Source organism: Nocardia brasiliensis NBRC 14402 (genome assembly GCF_000308475.2).
Classification (GTDB): domain Bacteria; phylum Actinomycetota; class Actinomycetes; order Mycobacteriales; family Mycobacteriaceae; genus Nocardia; species Nocardia brasiliensis.
In genome coordinates this window covers 41,001-62,551 of sequence record NZ_BAFT02000078.1, presented here as the reverse complement: position 1 = coordinate 62,551, position 21,551 = coordinate 41,001, and the positions used below count along the sequence as shown (strand labels likewise).

Here is a 21,551-nt window from a genome sequence, read left to right as displayed (position 1 = left end):
TTTGCCTGGGAGACTTCACGTGGCGGCCGCCTGCCACTTGCCTGTCGGCCACTTTGCGCTCGCACGCTTCGATGATGTCGAGAATGAAGATCAGCCGCGGTCTCCTCATCGCTGTCGCGGCACTGGCCGTGACCATCGGCAGCACCGCGACGGGACCGGTTCCGGTAGCGGCGGCGGCCTCGAACGCGGAGCCGAGTTTCGAGGTGAAACTCAATCTGGTGGCCGGGGCGCTGGACGCCTCCGGCGCGCCGAACGCGGACGTGCGCACCACCTTCGGGCTCGGCGGCAGCGCCAAGGCGCTCGCCTACGAATACTTCGACACCGCCCCACTGGACTTGAACGGCGCGGGCTGGAGCGTGCGGTTGCGGCACAAGGACGGCAGCTCGTTCGACCTCAACTACAAGAAGCGCTTCCCGGTCGTGGACGGCGATCTCGACGCCGCGCTGACCAAGGCCAACCAGCAGGGTTTCGACTCCTCCGACACCAACTACGACGCGCAGGTCGATTGGACCTACGACAAGATGACGTTGAGTTTCGCGAACAAGAAGTCCGCGTCGGCGAAGGGCTACCAGGGCACCGCGTTGCCCGCCGAAGCCGAGGCGCGCAGGATCCTGGTCGATCAGATTCCCGGGAAGTTGCAGAACTGGTCCGGCTCGAACTGGGGTAAGACCGAGCTCGCGGACTCCCGGCAGTACGGTCCGGTCCAGGCGAAGAGCTGGTCCGGCAGCTGGCAGGGCGCCGACCTCGACGTCGAGGTGGTGCCGGTGCGCAACGCCGCGGGCGACGGCACCGAGACGATCATCGAATTGTCCTTCAAGACAGACACTTCGGCGCAGGCGAGCGCGTTGCGTGACCAGGCGATCAGTACGTTGCGGTCCAAAGGCTGGCTGGCCCCGACCGACGTGCTGAAGACCGATTTGATCCTGCACCGGTACTGAACCCGCGCGCCGGCATGCCATGCTGGCGGCATGGAGTCGCCCGAGGCGGAGATACTGCGCATCCTCGACCGCGTGCTCGCCGTCGTGCGCGCGGCGCCGCAGGACCTGAGCTGGCAGCGGCGCTACTCGGACGAGCAAGAGCTCATCGATGACCTGAGCGACTGCGCCGGGCGGCTCCGGCAGCACGACCTGAGCCGGCTGGACGAGCTCCGATTCATGTTCGTGCCCACCGGCTCGCTCTGCGAAATCGCCGCGAGCAGCGGCTGGCTCGACCTCTACACGGTGCTCGGCAATCGCTTCGACGAACTCTACGCGCAGCTGCGCAAGCCCGCGGGCGGCGCGTGAGTCTTACCTGATTTTGCCGTCGCCCTGCCGGAGGTTTGCGCGGCGGCGGTGAATATCGAACGCAGCACCGGCGATTCGCGCCGGGCCGATCGATGCGGAGTTCACCATGCGCAGTGCCGTTGCCCTCGTGCTCGCCTTGACCGCGACCCTCGCGGTGGCGGCCTGTTCGTCCGGAGCCTCGGACCAACCGGCCGCAGCGTCCGCCACCGCGTCGGCGACAGCCGCGCAGCCCGGTCGGCTGCCCACGCCCACAGGGCAATTCGCGATCGGACGAGACGTGCTGCAGCTGGTCGATCCCGCCCGGGACGATCCGTGGACACCCGGCACACCGCGCGAACTCATGGTCAGCATGTACTACCCGGCGCGGGCGGGCGCAGGGGCGTTCGAACCGTACGCGAGCGCCGCCGAAATCCCGGCGCTGCTCCGTGGTTCGGCGCTCGACCAGGAGATCCCTGCCGAAACCCTGTCTGCGGTACGGACGCACAGCGTCGCGGGCGCGCGGCCCGTGGACGGCACGTACCCGCTCGTCGTGCTGTCGCCGGGCCTCACCGCACCGCGCTACACGCTCACTGCGTTGGCCGAGGAACTGACCAGTCGTGGCTATATCGTCGCGGCGGTCGACCACGCGGGTGAATCGTTCGGCACCGAGTTCCCGGCCGGCCGCTTGTCGACTTGCGTTGTGTGCCAACGCATCGAGGCAGGTCTACCGCTGTCCGCGGTGGTCGAGACCAGGGCCCGCGACGTGACGTTTCTCCTGGATCGGCTCACCGGCGCGCAGCCGAGCTGGACGCGTGCACGGATGATCGACACCGCCCGGATCGGGATGGCCGGACACTCCCTCGGTGGTGCCGCCGCGGCTGCCACCATGGCCGCCGATCCGCGGGTGCGGGCCGGGGTGAACATGGATGGGAGCTTCTTCGACGACACCGCCGCAACACGATTGGGCGATCGGCCGTTCCTGCTGTTCGGCACCGACGCCGAAACCCGCCCCGGCGGCCATGATTCGAGCTGGGACCGCGCCTGGATCGCGCTGCGCGGCTGGAAGCGCTGGTTGACCGTCGTCGGCGCCGATCACAATTCCTTCCTCGACACCCCGGCACTGCTCGGCGCGGACGCCGCGGCCACGCCCGCGCTGCCGGGCCACCGTGCCGTCGAGATCATCCGCGCCTACATCGTCGCGTTCTTCGATCAGCACCTCCGCGCGCTGCCGCAGCCGCTGCTCGACGGGGCAGACCCGGCGTTCCCGGAGATCCGCTCGTACACCCCGTGACGGGTCTACAGCGCCTCGGCGGCGGCGATCAGCAGCTCACGGGACCGATCCGGCTGCTCGGCCTGCACCGCCAGGCGGTCCATCACCTCGCGGTAGAGCTGGAGGTCTTCGCGACGGTCCAGGTAGAGCGCACTGGTCAGCTGTTCCAGGTAGACGATGTCGGGCAGTTCGCGTTCGGTGAAGCGGAGCATGGTGAACGAGCTGCCCGCGGCCGGGTGGCCGCCCGCCTGGTAGGGCAGCACCTGGATGGTCACGTTGCGCTTGTCCGACATCGTCACCAGATGCCGGATCTGGTTGCGCAGCACGCTGCGGCCGCCGATCGGGCGATGCAGCACGGCCTCGTCGAGCACCGCCCAGAGCGCCGGTCCGTTCTCGATGTCCAGGATCTCGCGGCGCCTGCGGCGTAGCTCCACCCGCCGGGTCGCCTCGGCGTTGTGATGGCTGACCGCGATCACCGCATGCGTGTACTCGTCGGTTTGCAGCAGACCGGGCACGAGCTGGCCTTCGAAGGTTCTGATCGTCTGTGCGGCGCCTTCGAGGCCGAGGTACGTCTCGAACCAGGAGGGGAGCAGATCGTTGTAGCTGTGCCACCAGCCGGGCTGATTCGCCCCGCGCGCCAGGTCGACCAGCACCGCGCGCTGGTCCGGATCCGTGACGCCGTACAGGGTCAGCAGATCGAGGATGTCGCGTTCCTTGAAACCGGTGCGGCCGAGTTCGAGGCGGCTGATCTTGGCGTGCGATCCGCGAATGTAGTCGCCCGCGGCTTCACGCGTGATGCCGCACTCCTCGCGCAGTGCGCGCAACTGACCGCCGACCGCGATCCGCAGCGCCGTCGGTCCGCGGTCGGCGACCCGTGGGTCGACACCGCCGAACCGTCCCGGTTCCGTGATCATGAGCTCCTACTCCGCTGCTCGAAAAAGCCGACAGTATGATGCACGCGCCCCAACACCGCTACGCAAACCGTGGCTATTTTCGATCGTAGACCCCTAGGTTCCAGTTTTACCGTAACTTTCGCTGGACTTCCCCGGCGAATTCGGTTGTCCGGTGCGTCGCCCCGCGTGGCGCGCGATCGATCGGCTATCGGTACGCACCGTATCGGCCGGAGGGGCGGATATGCCCTGCGGCGTACGGACTGTGGCGACGGGGTCATCCTGCGGGCAGAGGTGGTGCGACGCTGCGAGATCTAGGGTGGTCGGGTGGTCGACGAGCGGGTGGTGGGATGGCTGCGCCGGCGCACGGCGCTGGTGGACGCTGCGACGGCCGGTCTCCTCGTCCTCGTCTGTGTGCTGTTCGGGTTGTTGATCGGGGCCGATGCCGCCTACTTCACCTTGTCGGTGCTGGTGCTCGCCCCATTGACAGTGCGGCGACGATGGCCGGAGGCGGCGGCGCTCGCCGTGGCGGCCGTGGCCTTCGCGCAGTGGTGCGCGGTGCGCGACACCACGGGCGCGCTGCCCGCCGATGTCGCCGTGCCGATCGCGGTGTACACCCTCGCCGCGCACAGCCGGCGGCTGTGGAGCCGAACGGGTTTGGTCGTGGGGCTGGCGGGGGCGGTGCTCGGCGGCTGGAGCTGGCCCCAGCTGCCGATGTCGGCCCTGGCGCACGTGCTGGTCGGCGGCTTTCTGGCGAGCACGGTGCTCGCGGCCTGGCTGGGCGGCGCGTGGCAGCGCGCGCGGCGCGGCGAATTCCGCGCGCTGGCCGAACACGCCGCCTTGCTCGAGCGCACCCGGGACGAGCGGGCCCGGCTCGCGGTGCTGTCCGAGCGCACCAGGATCGCGCGCGATATGCACGACATCCTCGCGCACTCGCTGGCGGTGATCGTCGCGCAAGCCGACGGCGGCCGCTATGCCGCGCGTGCGGCCCCGCAGTCCGCGATCGACGCCCTGCAGGCCATCGGCGACCAGGGCAGGCGGGCGCTGGCCGAGACCCGCCGTGCCATCGGCGTGCTGCGCGAGGACACCGAGACGGAACCGGATCCGGCTCCGCGCGTGGGTATTTCGGACATACACCGATTGGTCGAGGAGGTCCGCGGCGCGGGTGTGCCGGTGGCCCTGGAGCTCGAGCTGCCGTGCGGACTGACCGATTCGGGGGTGGGGCTGGTGGTCTATCGGATCGTCCAGGAGGGGTTGACGAATGTCGTCAAGCACGCCGGACCCGGTGCGCGCGCCGAGGTTTCGGTGCGGCAGGAACGGGATTGGTTGCGGGTCAGCGTCGGGGACGACGGTCCGTCCGGGCAGCCTTCGGGCAGCCCGGGTTACGGCCTGGTCGGCATGCGCGAACGGGTCGAAGCCTACGGCGGCGAGCTCGAACTCCGGCCGCGCGCGGGGACGGCCGGGCATGTGCTGACGGCGCGAATCCCGGTGCGGGCCGGGTACACCGGATGATCACGGTATTGCTGGTCGAGGACCAGGCGCTGGTGCGGGCCGGGTTCCGGATGGTGGTGGACTCCCAGCCGGATCTGCGGGTGATCGGCGAGGCGGGCGACGGGGTGAGCGGTGTCGCCGAGGCCGCGCGACTCCGTCCCGACGTCGTGGTGATGGATGTGCGCATGCCGCGGCTGGACGGCATCGCGGCCACCCGGCACCTGCTGGCGAGCGCGCACCCGCCGAAGGTACTGGTGCTGACCACCTACGATCTCGACGACTACGCGGTGGCCGCGGTGCGCGCGGGCGCCAGCGGGTTCCTGCTCAAAGACGCGCCCCCGGAACAGTTCTTGTCCGCTGTGCGATCGGTGCACGCCGGCGATGCGGTGCTGGCCGCCTCGACGACCAGGCGCCTGCTCGACCGGCTCGCCCCGCCGATCGATCCCGCCGCCCGCCGGTTGGTGGCGACGCTGACCGAGCGCGAGACCGCGGTATTGCGGGTGCTGGCGCGAGGGCTGTCCAACGCCGAGATCGCGACCGTGCTCGCGGTCGGCGAGGGAACCGTGAAAACCCATGTGCGCCATATCCTTACCAAACTCGGGGTACGCGACCGGGTGCAGGCGGTGATCGTCGCCCACGAAGCCGGGCTGCGGCAGCCCGGCTCGCGCTAGCTCACTCGCGCTCGCACACCGCGTCGGCCGCGGGAAGTGTGCCGTTCAGCAGGTAGTCGTCGACCGCGGCGTCGAGGCACGGAGCCGGATCGAAGAGGTACACGCCGTGGCGGAAGGCGTCCGCCAGCGTGAGCGATCGGGCACCGGACAGGGCCCGGCGCATCGCCCGCTGTCCGGCCGCCGGTGCCACCGGATCGCCGGACGCGCCGATGAGCAGCGCCGCATGGGGGTTGCCGATCTCGACGGCGGGTTCGGCAGGCTCCGTCGGCCACACCGCGCACGGCGTGAGATGCCGGGCCAGCGCCCCGAACATCGGTTCCGCGTCGCGATGCCGCTGGATATCGGTGAAGTAGGCCTCGGGGTCGCGGGCGGGACGGTCGGCGCACTGGTTGGCCACCGTTGCGCTGAAACCGAATTCGGGTGCCGCGGTGGTCTCGGCGTACAGCGCGAGCTTCTGCGCGAGGCCCGGCGCGAGGTCGGTGGCGCGACCGCGGGCGGCATCGCGCAAGGTGCCCACCTGCCTGCTGAACTCGGCGTAGTACTCGTCGGAATCGTCGACGGTCAGCAGCAGGCCCGGCACCATGTCGGCGGTGATCGTCAGCCCGCCGAGCGAGATCGGCTGCGCGGCGATCGCCCGGACCAGCTCGTCGACCGACCGTAGCACGGCTTGTTCGGTTGTGCCCAAATCGAATTCGTCGTCGTGCGCGGACACCCAGCGCGCCCAGTCCGCGAGGGCGGTGGCGGTGGCGGGGGCCGCGGACCTGGTCAGGTCCGGGCCCGGTGCGGCCGGGTCCAGTGCGCTGTCGAGCACCACCCGATCGACGCGCTCGCCGAACAGTTGCAGGTACACCGCGCCCAGATACGTTCCCCAGGACCAGCCGAGATAGGAGATCTTCGGTTCACCCAGCAGCGTGCGCAAGAGATCGGTGTCCCGGGCGACGGCCCGCGTCGACGCGTGGGGGAGCAGGTCGCGCTGCGGTGCGCAGCGGGCGGCCAGGTCGCGGGCCGTCTGCACGGTGCGGTCGAAATCTGCCCGGTCGCGCGGCGCGGCCTGGGCGAGTCCGAGGTAGGCGCCGGTGGGCCAACCGCAGTCCAACGGTGCGCTGGCGCCGAAGAACCGGGGGTCCATGCCGACCAGGTCGTAGCGTTCGGCGAGCGCCGCCGTGGCCGGATGGCCGCCTTCGGGTCCGTCCACCAGGATCGCGACGCCGTCCCGGGACGGCCCGGGGCCGCCGGTCTGCACCAGCAGCGTGCCCAGGCGGTGTGCGGTATCGGTGGCGGTACGTCGCGCGACGGCGATGGACAGTGCGGGGCCGCTCGGATCGGCATAGTCCAACGGCGCCTGGAACTCTCCGCATACCGCGCCCACGGCCGCCAGGCGCAGGCCCACCTCGTCGTCCGGTCCGGTGCGGCAGTCGTGCCAGTGGAGCACCTGTTCCCGCAACGTATTCGGCAATGCGTTCGCGGTCGGGCGGGGGTCCTCGGCTTCGCCGCAAGCCGTCAGCATCATCGAGGCGATCACTATCGAGAACGCCAGTGCCGCCGTGTCGGCACAGCCGTGTGCGCGCATCAAAACCTCACAGACAGAAGAGCTTCCGTCGCACCGCGGCGACGTACCCCTGCCGGAATGGCAGGCGCTCTGCTGAACGCTAGATATTCGTGCCCATGGTCGGCGTCTACCCGACGGCCGAATTCGGCCTGCGCGGTCTCACCCGTTCGGTATACATCCCGTGCTCATCCGGGTGGGCGTTCAATGCAAGCCGCAGGTCGCCGGTGCCGTGTCGGGTGCTTTCTCCGCTACCGCTCGCAGCGCCGGGCCGAGCGTCGGGCGCAACCGCGACCAGGGCACCTGTACGCACGGATACCCGTACACGTAGACGCCGGTGTCGATATGGATCTGCACGCCCGTGGGGGTGGGCACCCAGTTCGCGTAGTTTCGTTCCGTCGGCTGCAGTGCGTCGGTGATGGTCTTGCTGTCGGCCAGCTCCGGATACACCGCGCGGGTCGCTTCCGTGGTGGCCCTGGCCAATTCGGCGAGCCCGGTGGCCGGGTCGGTGAACAGGTCGCCGATCAGGATCGGCCGCGCGGTGCGGCTGTCGGTGGTGATGGTGCCCAGGATCTTGGTGGGATGTGCCGCCTTCTCGAAAACGATGAGGCCCGAGACCACTTCGCTGACCGTGCGCTCGGTGCTGAAGAGCTCGCCGGTGGTCGAGACGGCGCGTTCGCGTTGGTCGTCACCGCCGTTCACCAGGTCGACCTGTTCCTTGACGTATGTACGCACCCCGCGGTTGAACACCTCGGTCACCCGCGCATCGCCGCCGGACAGTTCCAGCGAAGCCGCCTGATCGGTGGTTCCGACGCCGTTGGGCACCTCGACCCGCCGGACCGTATATGTCGATCCCCCGGAAGTGATCTCGGCCGGATCCGCATCACGGGTCGGCGGTGCGGCACCGGTGCCCGGCGGCGCGGACGCGCTCGTCGCCTGTTGCTGCTGCACCTGCGGCGAACTGCTCGAAGCGCCGTCGCTCGCGTCGTCGGTCCCACACGCGCCGAGCGCCACGATCAGCGTCGCACCCAGCGCCACCCCATACCTTTTCGCCGACCGCACCACAGAACCTCCCTCACTGCGGCATCGAAGTCCGACACCGGCTGGTCCAGCACATTGTCCGGCACGAACCCGTCCACGATCCCGAAACCTCCCGCCGCGCCCCACAGGCTTCCCGATCCCGGCGCGGACTATCCGGTCGAGGCGAAATCGTCGAGTCCGTTCAACCGCGTGTTGTGCGCGGCCCGGATCAGCCAGCGCCCGTCCCGCCGGACCAGCACCATGGTGACCAGGCCGCGTCGGTCCTCGCCCGCGGCCGCACCCGGCAGCAGGTGATCGGGCCACGACCACTCGGTGTGCGCCAGCACCACGTCCGGGGCGATGAGCCGGATGTCGAGCACCGTCTGGGTGTAGTTCTTCTTCTGTGCCAGAACGGATTCCGGTACGTCCTCGTGTCCGAGGACGTTGTCCGCGCGCGAGCGCCACCACACCCCGCGGTGCGTGATGAAGTCGCAGTCTTCGGTGAAAAGTCGTCCCCACTCTCGCATCTCGTGCCGAATCCAGAGTTCGGTGGCGTGGTCCAGGAGCTGCCTGGCCGCTTCGATATCGGTCATGCGCCCATTGTTCGATCTCAACTATGGTTGAGGTCAATCGGTGGTGCGGAATGCGCGGCGGTAGGCGCCGGGGGTGGTGCCGAGGGCGCGTAGGAAGCGTCGGCGGAGATTGGTGGCGGAGGACAGGCCGGCTCGGCGCGCGACGGATTCCACTGGGAGGTCGGTGGTTTCGAGCAGGGTGCGGGCCTCGGTGATGCGCTGGGCGAGCAGCCACTGGCCGGGACCGATGCCGAGCTGATCGGTGAAGCGGCGGGCGAGTGTGCGGGGGGAGACGCCGGCCCGCGCGGCCAAGTCCTCGACCGTGAGCGGTTCGCCGAGCCGCTCGGTGATCCAGTCCAGCAGCGGCGCCAGCGAACCGTCGATATTCGGGTCCGCCCGCTGTGGCGCGGCGCGCAGGGCGCGAGCGCGAACGTCCTCGAGCTGGACCCCGGCGCCTGCTGGGAGGGCATCGACGTGCACGAACCCGGGCCCGAGGAGGTCTACGTGGTCGCCGGGATCTTCAACGACGGGGATCGGGACTATCCCGCGGGCTCGTTCATCCACGCTCCCGCCGGTTCGTCGCACATCCCGCAGACGACGACCGGCTGTACCTTGTTCGTCTTCTATCCCGAGGGCTAGACGGGTCGAAACCCGCTACCTGGCGGCTCACGTGCTCGTTAGGGTGACGAGGTGATGTCTACAGCGCAGGCGCTCGCCCTGGGTGGCGTGGTATTGGTGGCGGCGATGTCGCCGGGTCCGGATTTCGTGATCGTCACCCGGAGTTCGGTGCTGTCGGGACGGCGGGCCGGGATGGCCTGTGCGGCCGGGATCGCCGCCGGCGTCTTCGGCTGGTCGGTGGTGAGCGCGCTCGGTGTGGCCGGGCTGCTCGCCGCGTCGGCGGTGGCGTTCACCGTGGTCAAGCTTATCGGGGCGGCGTACCTGATGGTGCTCGGCGTGCGCGCCCTGCTGGCCGCGCGTCGCGGCGGCTACGACGTGACCGGCGAGGCGCTGGCGAACCGGCCGGGCACGGCGGCGGCGTTCCGGCAGGGGCTGCTGACCAATCTGCTCAATCCGAAGGTCGCGGTGTTCTTCATCGCGCTGCTGCCCCAGTTCCTGCCCGCCGAACCGACTGCCGCCGACAGCATCTCGCTCGGCGTCATCGCCGCGCTGGTGTCGCTGACCTGGTTCACCGTGCTGGCGAACGTGGTCGACGCGCTGCGCGGGGTATTGGCGCGGCAGAGTGTGCGCCGCGCCATCGACACCGTGATGGGCACCCTGCTGGTTGTGTTCGGCCTCCGAATCGCTGTGCAGACCAGCTGATTCGCGCTGATCAGTAGGCGCGACCGAAGATCACGCGCTTGCCGTACGTCGCGGGGGCGCCGCAGCGTACGCAATTTCCGGATGCCGAGTCCGCTTGCAAGGGAATACATCTCGGCGTGGCGGCGGTGATGGACTTGATGTCCTCCTCGCAGGCGGTGCTGCCGCAGTGCAGGGCCAGCGCCCAGCCGGTCGCGACCGCATCGGCGAAATCCGCCCAGGTGTCGACGGTGCGGGTGTGGCTTTCCCGGAACTCGGTGGCCCTGGCGAGCAGGAACGCTTGGAACTCGTCCAATATCCGCGGCATGGTCTCGGGCAGCGAGTCCAGCGGAACCGCTTGCTTTCCTGCGTCGCCGAGGCGTTTCACCATCATGGCGGTGCCCGCTTCGAGGTCGCGCGGCCCGAGTTCGAGCCGGATCGGCACGCCGCGCAGTTCCCACTCGTTGTACTTGAACCCCGGAGTGAGCTGCGCTCGCGCGTCGACGTGGGTGCGCACGCCCGCCGCCCGCAGCCGGCCTGCCAGTTCCTCGGCGGCCGCCTCGACGGCGGGGTTGCCGCCGCGGGTGATCGGGACGATCACCACCTGGTGCGGTGCGAGCCGCGGCGGGAAGACCAGCCCCTTGTCGTCGCCGTGCGTCATCACGACGGCGCCGAGCATGCGCGTGGTCATGCCCCAGGAGGTGGTGTGGCACAACTCCTCCCGGCCCGTTTCGCCGGTGTAGCGGATGTCGAAGGCGGTCGCGAAGTTGGTGCCCATGTAATGCGATGTGCCGCACTGGAGCGCGCGGCCGTCGCGCATCATGCCCTCGATGGTGTACGTGGTGACCGCGCCCGCGAAACGTTCGCCGGGGGTCTTCTCGCCCGGAATCACCGGTATCGCGGCCAGCTCTCGCGCCACCTCGTCGTAGATGTCGAGGGCGAGCATGGTTTCGCGCCGGGCGTCCGCGGCGTCGGCGTGCGCGGTGTGCCCCTCCTGCCACAGGAATTCGGTGGTGCGCAGGAACATTCGCGGTCGCAGCTCCCAGCGCACCACATTGGCCCACTGATTGAGCAGCAGGGGCAGATCGCGGTGCGAGCTGATCCATTTCGACATCATCTCGCCGATGATGGTTTCCGAGGTCGGCCGTACCACCAGCGGTTCTTCGAGTTCTTTACCGCCGGCGTGGGTGACCACGGCCAGCTCCGGCGAAAAGCCCTCGACGTGTTCGGCTTCGCGGCTGAGGTAGCTTTCCGGGATCAGGAGCGGGAAATAGGCGTTCTCGTGTCCGGTGGCTTTGATGCGGCGATCGAGTTCGGCCTGCAGTTGCTCCCATACCCGGTACCCATACGGTCGGATGACCATGGTGCCTTTGGCTGGACCCCGATCGACGAGGCCGGCCTTGAAAACGACCTCGTTGTACCAGGAAGCGAAATCCTCACTCTGGGCGGTTACCCCGCGCTCGTCCCGTGCCATGCCCCAGAGATTAGTGCGCGCGCACACCCGCCTCGAGGGTGGCCGGTTCCATCGGCAGATAAGGCGCGATGTTTCGCATCGCGCGGCGCACGTATTCGTCCTTCTCGCCGACGGGAGCCACGTAATGCAAGGCGGTTTCGGCCGCCCCGATGCCGTCCAGCCGGGCGATCAACCAGGCCGCGAGATAGTGCGCGGCGAGGCAGCCGCCCGCCGTCGCGATATCGCCTTTCGCGAACAGCGGTTGTTCGAGCACGTCCACCCCGGCCGCCTGCACCCACGGTTTGGTGGTCAGGTCGGTGCAGGCGGGAATGTCGTCGAGCAGCCCGAGTTTCGCCAGAATCAAGGTCCCCGAACACTGTCCGGCCAGCAGCTGCCGGGACGGATCGAGCCGCAGCCGGGCCATGAGCGCCCGGTCCTCGACGACTTCGCGGGTGCGGGACCCGCTGCCGACGATCACCGCGTCCGCCGCGGCCGCCTCTTCGAGCGTGGCCATGGATTCGATCACCACGCCGTTCATCGAACGGACCCGCTCGGTAGGGCAGGCGATCGAAATGCGTCGGCCGGGCTGCTGGATTCGGTTCAGTACGCCGAGCGCGATGAGCGAATCGAGTTCGTTGTAGCCCTCGAAAGTGAGAATGGCGATGTGCATCTCGGCACCGTATGTCGCCGTGCGCAGGACAATCAAAGAATTGTCCTGCATACAATTCGGGCGTGGCGGTCTCGCGATACAAGGCTCTGGTGGACCGGTTGGCGGCCGATATCCGCGCGGGCCGGATATCGCCGGGTACCCGGTTGCCGACGCACCGGGAACTCGCGGCGCGGGAAGGGCTGGCTCTGGCGACGGCGACGAAGGTTTATACCGAGCTGGCAGCGATGGGCTTGGTGAGCGGTGAGCGGGGACGCGGCACGTTCGTCCGCGAACTCGCGCTGCCGCCCGGCCACGGCATCGACCAGCGCGCCGTCGCGACCGACGTGGTGGACCTCAACTTCAACTATCCGGCACTGCCCGGCCAGCCGGATCTGCTGCGAAACGCGTTGCGGGAGTTGGCATCATCCGGCGATATCGAAGCCCTGCTGCGCTACCAGCCGCATGCCGGGCGCCCGCACGAGCGGGCCGCGGTGGCGCGGCACCTGAAGCGACGCGGTGTGCCGGTGACGGCCGACCAGGTGCTGATCGTCAACGGCGCACAGCAGGGTTTGGCCGCCACGGCGATGGCACTGCTGCGCCCCGGCGACGTGGTCGCGGTCGACGCCCTGACCTATCCGGGCTTCAAGGTCCTTGCCCGGACGCTGCATCTGGAATCGGTGCCGATCCCGGCGACCGAAGACGGCACCGATCTGGACGCGCTGGCGCGGCTCTGCGCGGCACGACGGGTGCGCGCCGTCTACACGATGCCGACGGTGCACAACCCGCTGGGCTGGGTGCTGCCGCTGGAGCAGCGCGAGCGGCTCGCCGAAATCGCCCGCCGGCACGGGCTTCTCGTCATCGAGGACGCGGCGTATGCGTTCTCCGCCGTACGGCCGCCGCCTCCGGTGGCGGCGCTCGCGCCGGACCGCACCGTGTACGTTTCCGGACTCTCCAAGAGCGTCGCGACGGGGCTGCGCGTCGGCTTCGTCGCGGCACCGCCCGCATCGGTGTCCGCGCTCGAACGCACGATCCGCGCGACCACCTGGAACGCGCCCGCGGTCATGACGGCGATCGCGTGCCGCTGGCTCGACGACGGCACCGTGACCCGGCTCGAGGCGAGCAAGCGCGCCGACGCGCGCGCCCGGCAGGCGATCGCGCGCGACGTGCTCGCGGGACTGCCGCTGCTCGGCCATCCGTCCGCCTATTTCCTGTGGCTGCCGCTGCCCGAGCAGGTCCGAGCCGATCGGGTCGTGACAGCCCTTGCCCGCGAACGGATCTCGGTGTCCGCCGCCGACCCGTTCGCCATCACCCGGCACGTGCCGCACGCCCTGCGCCTCGCCCTCGGCTCGACCGATCCGGCGACCCTGCGCGCCGCGCTCACCACCGTGCGACAGGTCGTCGATGACCACACCTATCTGTAGGTGTGCGGCAGGTCGCGTTGCCCGTGGTGGGCGGGGTCAGGCGCGGGGATGCCGTGCCGGACGCCGTTCCTGGCCACGCTGTGCGCTGTGCCCACCGCGGTGAGACAGGTCGTCGAAATGTGCTGCAGGTCGCGTTGCCTGGCGGGCGGGGTCGGGCGCGCACGGGGACGCTGCGCGCTCACCACAGTGGAACAGCTCGTCGACGACCACACCGCTTGTAGGCGGGTCGCAGGTCGCGTTGCCTGTGGTGCGGCGAGCGCGGGATGCCGCGGGCCGGAGGCTGTCGCTGGGAAGGTAAGGCGCGCAGCGGGATTACTCCGCGTCGGCGTGGAGCGCGGTGCGGATCGTGTCGCGTAACCAGCGCTGGGCCGGGTCGGCGTCGAGGCGGGCATGCCACAGCAGGCGCACCTCGACGTCCGGCAGGGCGGCGGGGATCGGGAACCAGCGCAGGCCGAGGGTGCGACCGTGTTCCTCGGCGAGGCGCTGGGGGACCAGTCCGACGTAGTGACTCGTCGCGACCAGCAACGCGGCCACCGCGGAGGTCGGCACGACGGCGGCGACGTGGCGTTGCAGGCCGGCCGCGGCGAGCGCGTCGTCCAGCGGGCCGCGCTGCCGACCTCGGCGCGACGCGGAGACGTGCGGATAGTCGCACAGCTGTGACAAGGTCGGCGCGCCGTCCAGACCGAGCGGGCTGTCGGCGCGGACGATGCCGACCACCCGTTCGCGATACAGCAGCGCCGATCGGATGTCGGGCGCCGCGACCTCGCCCGCGCCGATGTCCAGATCGACCGAGCCGTCACGCAGCGCCTCGGCGCTCTCGCTACCCTCCGCGACGAAACGCAGCACCACACCGGGCGCCACCGCCGAGGTGGCCTCGACCGCCGCCGTCGCCAGCGTCGCGGCCACGCCGTCGTTGATCCGAATCGTGAAGGTGCGCTCCAGTTCCGCGATCGTGATCTCGCGGTCGGCGCTGATCAACGCGGCCGCTTCGTCGAGCAGCGAACGCACCCGCGGCGCGGTGCGCAGCGCGAACGGGGTAGGCGCCAGTCCGCGCCCGGCCCGCACCAGAATCGGGTCCTGCATCGCCCGGCGCAACCGGCCCAGCGCCCGGCTCGTCGCCGGAATGGACAGGTGCAGGCGCTCGGCGGCGGCGGTGACGCTGCCGTCTTGCAGCAGTGCGTCGAACACGCGCAGGAGGTTGAGGTCGAGCTGCTGAGGCATGGTTGCATCGTACGCAAATAGTTGTTACTGATGTTGCGTGGCATGCATACTGCCTGCGTACTTAGCGTTCGGGCTATGTCATCGAATGTTCTGCTCCGCGAGCGCGGCTCGACTGCCCGGACCCGGCCCAGCGGGCGACGCGGCCTGCTCGCCGTCATGTGCGCCTGTGTGGCGCTCGTCGTCGGGATGATCGCCGCGACCAATCTCGCCGTCCCCATGCTCGCCGCAAGCGAGCTGCACCCATCAGCCTCGGCGCTCATCTGGATCGTCGACATGTACGTGATCTTCTTCGCCTGCTTGGTGATTCCCGGTGGGGCCGCCGGAGATCGGTTCGGGCGCAAGGGCGTACTGCTCGCCGGCCTCGGGTTGTTCGCGGTGGGCGCGCTGCTCTCGGCTATCGCGCCCAGTGTGGTGATCCTGCTCGTCGGGCGGGCGATCACCGGTGTCGGCGCCGCCGCCGTGCTGCCCAACACGCTCGCCGTCCTGTTGCACGCCGTCCCGGCCGACCGCAAACCCGCGACGATCGCGACCTGGGCGTCGATGTCGGGCCTGGGCGGTGTCATCGGCAATGTCGGTGGCGGGGCGATCCTTTCGGGCGGATCGTGGCGCTGGCTGTTCCTCGCGGCCGTGCCCGTCACCCTGCTGCTGCTCGGGCTGGCCGCCCGGGTGGCACCGGTTTCGGCGCGGCACGAACGCCGGATCGACCCGCTCGGCACGCTGCTGCTGGTCGGCGCGTCGGTCGCGCTGCTGCTCGGTATCGTCGAAGGACCCGAGGCAGGCTGGGGAAGTGGTCTAGTAATCGCTGGATTCGTATGTGCGGCAGTGCTTTTCGCTGTATGGACGGTGGTCGAGCTGAAAGTCGAACACCCACTGCTCGATCCGCGGCTGTTCCGCCTGCCGCGCCTGCGCAGCGCCTGCCTCGGCATGACCACGGTCTTCTTCGGCATGTTCGCGCTGTTCTACGTCAACGCCTCGTTCCTGCAGTACGGCAAGGGATTCAGCGTGCTGCTCACCGGACTGGGCATCCTGCCGCTGACCATCCCGATGCTCTTCGGGGCGCGTTACGTCGGTCGCCTGGTTGCGCGCATCGGCCTCGACGCCACCGTCGCGCTCGCGTTCGCACTCGTCGGTGGCGGACTGCTGGGGTTGTCCACCAGTAGCGCGCAGACGCCCTACGTCGGCTACGCCGCGTGGCTGGTCGTGACGGGTGTCGGACTGACGCTGGCCCTGCCGACGCTGTCCGGTGCGATCGCGGGTTCGCTACCACACGCGCAGGCCGGGGTGGGCGCCGGATTGCAGGCCACCACAAGAGAATTCGGCAGTGCGCTCGGGGTCGCCGTGATCGGCACGGTGCTCACCGCCCGGTTCGCCGCCGCGCTACCGCCGGACCTTCGCGCCGGCCACGCCCCGCACACCGTGGCTCAGGCGCTGGCCGTGACCACGCCGGAGCGGTCCGGCGATGTGGTGGCGGCGTTCGTCTCGAGCGCCGACCTCGGGTTGCGGGTGATCGGCATGACCGTACTCGTCCTCGGCGGACTCGTCGTCCTGGAGTCACTGCTGTCGCGGCGCGCGCACGCGCGGTCAGCTTCGTGACACACCCACTCTGACCGCGCCGCCTTGTCCGGAACCGCTTCGGCCCCTGGGATCCGGCGCAATTCGCCGCGCCCACTACCCGGACGTCCTGGACAACCGATCACCAGGTGATGGTGGCGGCATCGGCCGAGAGGGTGCCGCCACCATTACCTGGTGATCACTCGTCCAATCCTGGACAGGTCGATGTCAGGAGGCGAGATCGCCGGTGCGGCGGGCCTGGAGGAGGCGGCGGGCGCCGGTGAGTGTTTCGCTGCCGAGGACCTCTTCCAACTGTTCCCAGCGCGTGACGAGGTCGGCGAGCATCATCATCATGACGTCGGGGAACGCGTAGAGGAACGTCTTGTAGCGGTAGTGGTCGAGGTAGTAGAGGCGGACCGGCGTCACCGCCGTGACGGAAGTGGTTCTGGCATCGAAGAAGAGGTCGTGACCGCCCAGCACGCTGCCGCGCGACAGCACGGCGCGATCGTAGATGCCGCCGAAGTCCACCTCGACCGCACCCGCCGCGACCACGTAGACGCCGTGCGCGGCATCGTCTTCCCGGCAGACCGGATCGCCCGGCGCGTAGGTGAGTTCGTCGAACATCGATGCCAAGGTCTCGAGATCGGCGTCGACGAGGGCGCCGAACAGCCGCACGCCGAAGGGGTCGACACCCTCGGCCAGACATGCCACGCGCTCCCGGAGCTGTTCGAAACCCAGGTGGCTCATGCGCATTCGGGCGAAGCGTTTCATCCGCTCGATATCGCGGCGCTGCCTACGCGATGTCTCGGTGGCGGGCGGGCGGTAGATCGCTGGAGCGTCGGCAATGCGCGCCGCCTCCCGCAGCCCCGACTCGTACGCACTGTGCACACAACCCCAATGGAAGCTGTTGGTCGCCTCGCCCGCGAAGAACAGGCGTGCGCCCACCGGTTCGGCCAGGGTGTCGAGATCGCGCGGGGAGGCGTCGACGCCGATGCACGCGTACGACCCGTGCGCGAACGGGTCCGCCGCCCATGCCGTACGGGAGATACGCTCGGGCGCAGGGGCTTCGGCCCCGAAGATGTCCCGGACCACGGTACTCGCGTATTCCTCGACCCGGGTATCGGGCCAGCTCTCCATCGCCCGGCCCAGCGATGCCCCGAGCAGCAACACCAGAATCGGTTTACCGTGCGATTTCCACATGCTGATCACTACGGTCGGGTAGCTGTCGGTCTCCCGGCACAGGTAGCCGAACACGTATTGCTCGGCGGGCCAGAATCTTTCGTCGTAATGCAAGGCGATCTTGTTGAGCGTGCCGAAGCCCAGGGCGTCGATGGCGCGGCGTTTGGCCTCGGGCAGGGGCGGGACGAACTCGATCTCGTTCGCTTTCAGCACGCCCAGCGGCACGGTGATCAGAACCTTGTCCGCCTCGCGGCAGCCCTTGTCGGTGTACACCCGCACCGGTGCCGAGCCGTCGCCGGTATCCACCCGGCGCACAATGGTTCCCAGTTCGATGTGCAGATCCGCGGCGAGCGCGTCCGCCAGCGCCCGGTAGCCGCGGTGCAGGACGCTGTCGCCGTATCCGTAGACGCGATAGCCGTCCTCCCAGAACTTGAACGAGAGCTTGCCGGCGTCCTCGGCGACGTCTTCGCGCAGAATCACGTTGAGGTGATACCGAATTGCTTGTTCATCGGCGTGATCGTAATTCGCCTCGGCGAGAATCCGATCGACCACACTCGCCAACGGCATATCCGGATGTCCGCGCCTGCGCGCGATTTCGGCGCGCTGTTCCAGTTCGTGCAGGACTTTGTCGGCGAGTTCGAGTGTATGGTTCTTCGCCATGGTGGGGGCGATCAGCCTATCCGGTCCGAACAATGTCAAACTGTCGAATCCGCCGGTGTACGAACTGTCCCCGCCGACATAGCTGTACGGGATCTCGAGTTCTTCGACCAATTCGGTGAGCGGATTCCCTTCCGTGCCATGAATCCAATGCGCCCCCAGATCGACCCCATCCGCATCGGTCCAAATCCGCCCTCCGATCCGGTCCCGCGCCTCCACGATGGTCACCGGATGCCCGAGCTTCCGAAGTGCCTGCGCCGCAGCGAGTCCGGCGATCCCTGCACCCACGATCAACACGCTCGACGGTATTTTGCCCGTCCCCGCACCCACAATGATCTGCCCCGCGAGAGTGGGCTCCGAATCCGCATTCATCGCATTGTCACCCCGTTGTGCCATCACCCAAGTATCACGGAATCCCCATACCCCACACCACAAATCCCCAAATTCCCCGCATCCTCCCGAACTGAAACAGAAACCCCCAACTTTCCCAGCCCTACTTTGGATTGGACAAGTGATCACCAGGTAATGGTGGCGGCATCGGCCGAGAGCCCTCCGCCGCCATTACCTGGTGATCGTGTGTCCAGTAAGAATCGGGTGCGCCGGTGGCTGATGCCCGGCCACGCAGTGGTGCGTCTCGCCACGCGGGAACCTGTCGGTGGGGGAGTGCATAGTGCTCGGACATGGGGGCACTCGATGAACCATTTCCAGGGTCCTGGGCGCGGCAGGCCGGGCTGGTCTCGCAGTGGGAACTTCGCCACGACTTCGTGCGGCTGTTCCCAGATGTCTATCTGCGCAAGGGGTTCGCACTGGACGCTGTCACGCGCGCTCGGGCAGCAGGGCACTGGGCAAAGGGGAGCGGTGTCTTGGTCGGGTACTCGGCGGCGGCGCTGCACGGCACGCGCTGGCTGGACCCGGAGCAACTGCCGGAGATCGCGCGGCCCGGTCACTACAAGGCTCCCGCCGGGATCCGCGTAGTTCAAGCCGAGCTCGATTCCGTCGATTGTTGTGCGGTGGCGGGGTTTCGGGTGACGACTCCGGCCAGAACCGGCTTCGACCTAGCCCGTCGGCTGGCCCGAGACGAAGCGGTGCCGGTCCTCGATGCCTTGTGCGCCGCGACCGGATTGGTACCGTCCGAGATCGCGGCCGTTGCCCGCGCCCATCCCGGCGCGCGCGGTGTGCACCGCCTGCCCACCGTGCTCGAGGTCCTCGACGGCGGTGCCGAATCGCCGCCCGAATCACACGTTCGCCTGCTGTTGATGGACAACGGATTGCCCAGGCCGACAACTCAGTTGGTGGTTCGGAACGGTGCAGGCGAGTTCCCCGCTCGCGTCGATATGGGTTGGTCCCTATGGCGCGTCGCAGTCGAATACGACGGTATCCAGCACTGGACCGATCCGGCGCAACGCACCAAGGACATCGACCGCATCGCGACACTCGAGTCCGTCGGTTGGCGCGTGGTCCGCGTCAACGCGACCCTCCTGCGCCAGCGCCCCCACGTCGTGCTGGATCGCGTCCGCGCCGCACTCGCCGCCCAGGGTTGGACGAGTGATCACCAGGTAATGGTGGCGGCATCGGCCGAGAGCGTTCCGCCACCATTACCTGGTGATCGTGCGTCCAGCAAGAATCGGGTGTGTGAGCGTCGTGGGTGATCGACCTGGGGCGGCGTGTGCGCCGAGGATGACGTCGAGTGCGCGGGATCGGTTGGTGGCAACGTAATCGAAGCGGAGGGGGTGGTCACGCACCTGTCGGGTTCGGTGCGGACAGCTCTGTGGGTTCCCGACCTGCTGTGGCAGGCGAATCGTCGTTCCGCTCCGTCGATCGTTCGGCGCAGGATTCACGGGTACGGGCAGGGTTCGGGCTATTCGAGGACCAGGGTGGCGTATTCGTCTGGACCGTTCCAGTCTGATCCGGTGTGACGGAAGCCGTGGTTTTCCAGGAGGCGGACCGAGGCGGTGTTGGCGGCATGCGGGTCGGCCCACAGGGGGCGGGTGGTTTCGCAGGCCAGGAATAGGGGGAGGGCCTGGGTGGCGACACCGCGGCCCCAGTATGTCCGGGCCAGCCAGTAGCCGAGGAAGCGGCGGTCTTCGCGCCACCAGGACACGATGTTGCCTGCGGTTTCGCCGTCGACGGTGACGGTGCGGACGAAAACGGTGGGGTCGCCGAGCACGGTGGTCGCCCAATGCGTCATGAAAGCGGCACGGTCGCGCGGGGTGAAGCGCGAGCGACGCAGGGCCTCGGGGTCCTGCTCGTATTCGAAGAACAGGTCGAGGTCTGCGGGAGTGACCTCGCGCAGCCGAATCGTTTCGCCCATGAACGCCGAGTGTGCCAGTGGGCACCGACAATTCGGGCACCGTGGGCGACGGTCTTGTCGCACACTGTTTATCCGGTGTTCAGTTCTGGATGGAAATTGTCGCGGAGACTCTGAGCCGTAGGGATCGTGCACGGTCGGGGCCATCGGACGCTGGTCGAAAGGATTCTTCTCGATGCGAGGTAGAGCTGCTCTAGCGGGCGTGTGTGCGCTCGGAGCCATCCTGTTCGCCGTTGCGCCGCCCGCGAACGCGTGGGGCGTGCAGGGGCACAACACGGTCGGCGCGATCGCCGACCTCCGGCTCGACCCGGCGGCCCGGGATCAGGTCTCGCGGCTGCTGGCCGGCGAGGCGGATCCGACGCTGGCCGGGGTGGCCAACTGGGCCGACGAGGTGCGCCGGGACGACCCGGACCTCGGGAAACGTTCCGCGCCGTGGCATTATGTGAACATCGGGGAGAACGGCTGCGTCTACGACGCGGCGGTGAACGGGAACAACGGCGACAACGTGGTCGACGCGTTGCGCGCGCAGACGAAGATCCTGGCCGACCGCTCGCGCGCGGACGCCGAGCGCGCGCAGGCGCTGAAGTTCGTCGTGCATTTCGTCGGCGACATCCACCAGCCGCTGCACGCCGGGTATGCCCGCGACCGCGGCGGCAACGAGTTCCGGGTCACCTACCTCGGCAAGGCCACCAACCTGCATTCGGTATGGGACAGCCGGTTGCTCGACACCCGGCACGCGAGCGACGCCGAGGAGCTGCAACGGCTGCTGGCGCTGCCCGCGCCCGCCTTGCCGCCCGCGCAGCCGGACAGCGATCCGGTGCAATGGGCCGAGGACAGTTGCCGGGTGGTGAACACGCCCGGCTTCTATCCGGCCTCGTCCACCATCGGCGACGAGTACACCCAGCAGTTCCTGCCGGTGGCCGAGAACCGGCTGCGGCTCGCGGGGGAGCGGCTCGGGCAGTTGCTGAACACGGTGCTCGGCGCACCGGACGTGCTCGGTTCGGGGTCTTCGCAGTCCTGAGTTCCGGACTGCTCGGATCGTGAGTCCGGCTGTGCCCGAGCCGGATTCGGCCCACACCGCCGCGCCGGTGCGG

At 68.9% G+C, this 21,551-nt stretch carries 21 protein-coding genes; 11 read left to right on the top strand and 10 right to left on the bottom strand.

The genetic code is table 11. From position 1 onward, the window contains the following. The first annotated feature begins 83 nt into the window (after positions 1–83). From TY25_RS28120 to TY25_RS28110, 3 genes are all read left to right on the top strand, one after another. A complete protein-coding gene (locus tag TY25_RS28120) occupies positions 84–938 on the top strand; it encodes a hypothetical protein (protein WP_052383236.1) in 855 nt (284 codons plus the stop codon). 30 nt (positions 939–968) lie between these two features. Then, complete coding sequence (locus TY25_RS28115; RefSeq protein WP_042260987.1) at positions 969–1,283, top strand: hypothetical protein; 315 nt, start codon at positions 969–971, stop codon at positions 1,281–1,283. Between the two features lie 106 nt (positions 1,284–1,389). Then, positions 1,390–2,553, top strand: a complete 1,164-nt coding sequence (locus TY25_RS28110; protein WP_042260986.1) for an alpha/beta hydrolase family protein — start codon at positions 1,390–1,392, stop codon at positions 2,551–2,553. 5 nt (positions 2,554–2,558) lie between these two features. Here the strand turns inward: TY25_RS28110 and TY25_RS28105 are convergent, their stop codons facing one another. Further along, on the bottom strand, positions 2,559–3,446 hold the full coding sequence (locus TY25_RS28105; RefSeq protein ID WP_042260983.1) for a Sco1979 family transcriptional regulator: 888 nt from the start codon (positions 3,444–3,446) through the stop codon (positions 2,559–2,561). Positions 3,447–3,749: 303 nt separating this feature from the next. Here TY25_RS28105 and TY25_RS28100 point away from each other — a divergent pair, with 303 nt between their 5' ends. After that, entirely contained in the window at positions 3,750–4,934 is a 1,185-nt protein-coding gene (locus TY25_RS28100; protein ID WP_042260981.1) for a sensor histidine kinase, read from the top strand. Next, positions 4,931–5,584, top strand: a complete 654-nt coding sequence (locus TY25_RS28095) for a response regulator (RefSeq protein WP_042260979.1) — start codon at positions 4,931–4,933, stop codon at positions 5,582–5,584. Before TY25_RS28100 ends, TY25_RS28095 begins: the two co-directional genes overlap by 4 nt. A gap of 1 nt (position 5,585) precedes the next feature. Here TY25_RS28095 and TY25_RS28090 read toward each other — a convergent pair whose 3' ends face one another. The 4 genes from TY25_RS28090 to TY25_RS28075 all read right to left on the bottom strand — a co-directional run bounded on the left by TY25_RS28090 (position 5,586) and on the right by TY25_RS28075 (position 9,202). Beyond that, complete coding sequence (locus TY25_RS28090; RefSeq protein WP_042260977.1) at positions 5,586–7,154, bottom strand: alpha/beta hydrolase; 1,569 nt, start codon at positions 7,152–7,154, stop codon at positions 5,586–5,588. A gap of 180 nt (positions 7,155–7,334) precedes the next feature. Beyond that, positions 7,335–8,195 carry a DUF3298 domain-containing protein gene (locus TY25_RS28085; RefSeq protein ID WP_088606741.1) on the bottom strand — a complete coding sequence of 287 codons (861 nt, stop codon included), beginning with the start codon at positions 8,193–8,195 and terminating at the stop codon, positions 7,335–7,337. A gap of 125 nt (positions 8,196–8,320) precedes the next feature. Beyond that, the gene (locus TY25_RS28080) at positions 8,321–8,743 is read right to left on the bottom strand and encodes an SgcJ/EcaC family oxidoreductase (protein WP_042260973.1); all 423 of its coding nucleotides are present in this window, start codon (positions 8,741–8,743) and stop codon (positions 8,321–8,323) included. Between the two features lie 33 nt (positions 8,744–8,776). Next, positions 8,777–9,202, bottom strand: coding sequence for a helix-turn-helix domain-containing protein (locus tag TY25_RS28075; protein WP_226887280.1), 426 nt, complete (start codon positions 9,200–9,202; stop codon positions 8,777–8,779). Between TY25_RS28075 and TY25_RS28070 the strand changes: the two genes are divergently transcribed. Both TY25_RS28070 and TY25_RS28065 read left to right on the top strand, forming a co-directional pair. Next, positions 9,107–9,361, top strand: a complete 255-nt coding sequence (locus TY25_RS28070; protein ID WP_042260971.1) for a cupin domain-containing protein — start codon at positions 9,107–9,109, stop codon at positions 9,359–9,361. The genes TY25_RS28075 and TY25_RS28070 overlap by 96 nt on opposite strands. 54 nt (positions 9,362–9,415) lie before the next feature. Then, a complete protein-coding gene (locus TY25_RS28065) occupies positions 9,416–10,042 on the top strand; it encodes a LysE family translocator (protein ID WP_226887281.1) in 627 nt (208 codons plus the stop codon). A gap of 10 nt (positions 10,043–10,052) precedes the next feature. Here TY25_RS28065 and proS read toward each other — a convergent pair whose 3' ends face one another. Next, positions 10,053–11,492 carry a proline--tRNA ligase gene (proS, locus tag TY25_RS28060; RefSeq protein WP_042260967.1) on the bottom strand — a complete coding sequence of 480 codons (1,440 nt, stop codon included), beginning with the start codon at positions 11,490–11,492 and terminating at the stop codon, positions 10,053–10,055. A 10-nt stretch (positions 11,493–11,502) separates the two neighbouring features. Further along, complete coding sequence (locus TY25_RS28055; protein WP_042261031.1) at positions 11,503–12,141, bottom strand: DJ-1/PfpI family protein; 639 nt, start codon at positions 12,139–12,141, stop codon at positions 11,503–11,505. Positions 12,142–12,203: 62 nt separating this feature from the next. On the opposite strand from TY25_RS28055, the gene TY25_RS28050 reads away from it, so the two are divergent. Next, complete coding sequence (locus tag TY25_RS28050; protein ID WP_042260965.1) at positions 12,204–13,541, top strand: aminotransferase-like domain-containing protein; 1,338 nt, start codon at positions 12,204–12,206, stop codon at positions 13,539–13,541. Positions 13,542–13,853: 312 nt separating this feature from the next. Here TY25_RS28050 and TY25_RS28045 read toward each other — a convergent pair whose 3' ends face one another. Further along, positions 13,854–14,762, bottom strand: coding sequence for a LysR family transcriptional regulator (locus TY25_RS28045; RefSeq protein WP_042260964.1), 909 nt, complete (start codon positions 14,760–14,762; stop codon positions 13,854–13,856). 75 nt (positions 14,763–14,837) lie between these two features. Between TY25_RS28045 and TY25_RS28040 the strand changes: the two genes are divergently transcribed. Beyond that, complete coding sequence (locus TY25_RS28040) at positions 14,838–16,355, top strand: MFS transporter (protein WP_042260962.1); 1,518 nt, start codon at positions 14,838–14,840, stop codon at positions 16,353–16,355. Positions 16,356–16,541: 186 nt separating this feature from the next. On the opposite strand, the gene TY25_RS28035 is transcribed toward TY25_RS28040, so the two are convergent. Continuing rightward, on the bottom strand, positions 16,542–18,521 hold the full coding sequence (locus tag TY25_RS28035; RefSeq protein ID WP_081869154.1) for an FAD-dependent oxidoreductase: 1,980 nt from the start codon (positions 18,519–18,521) through the stop codon (positions 16,542–16,544). 308 nt (positions 18,522–18,829) lie between these two features. Between TY25_RS28035 and TY25_RS28030 the strand changes: the two genes are divergently transcribed. Further along, complete coding sequence (locus TY25_RS28030; RefSeq protein ID WP_081869153.1) at positions 18,830–19,798, top strand: type IV toxin-antitoxin system AbiEi family antitoxin; 969 nt, start codon at positions 18,830–18,832, stop codon at positions 19,796–19,798. A 209-nt stretch (positions 19,799–20,007) separates the two neighbouring features. On the opposite strand, the gene TY25_RS28025 is transcribed toward TY25_RS28030, so the two are convergent. Next, entirely contained in the window at positions 20,008–20,460 is a 453-nt protein-coding gene (locus TY25_RS28025; RefSeq protein WP_081869152.1) for a GNAT family N-acetyltransferase, read from the bottom strand. 172 nt (positions 20,461–20,632) lie between these two features. On the opposite strand from TY25_RS28025, the gene TY25_RS28020 reads away from it, so the two are divergent. After that, positions 20,633–21,478 (top strand): S1/P1 nuclease, encoded by an 846-nt coding sequence (locus tag TY25_RS28020; RefSeq protein WP_042260960.1) that lies wholly within the window; start codon positions 20,633–20,635, stop codon positions 21,476–21,478. Positions 21,479–21,551 lie beyond the last annotated feature (73 nt).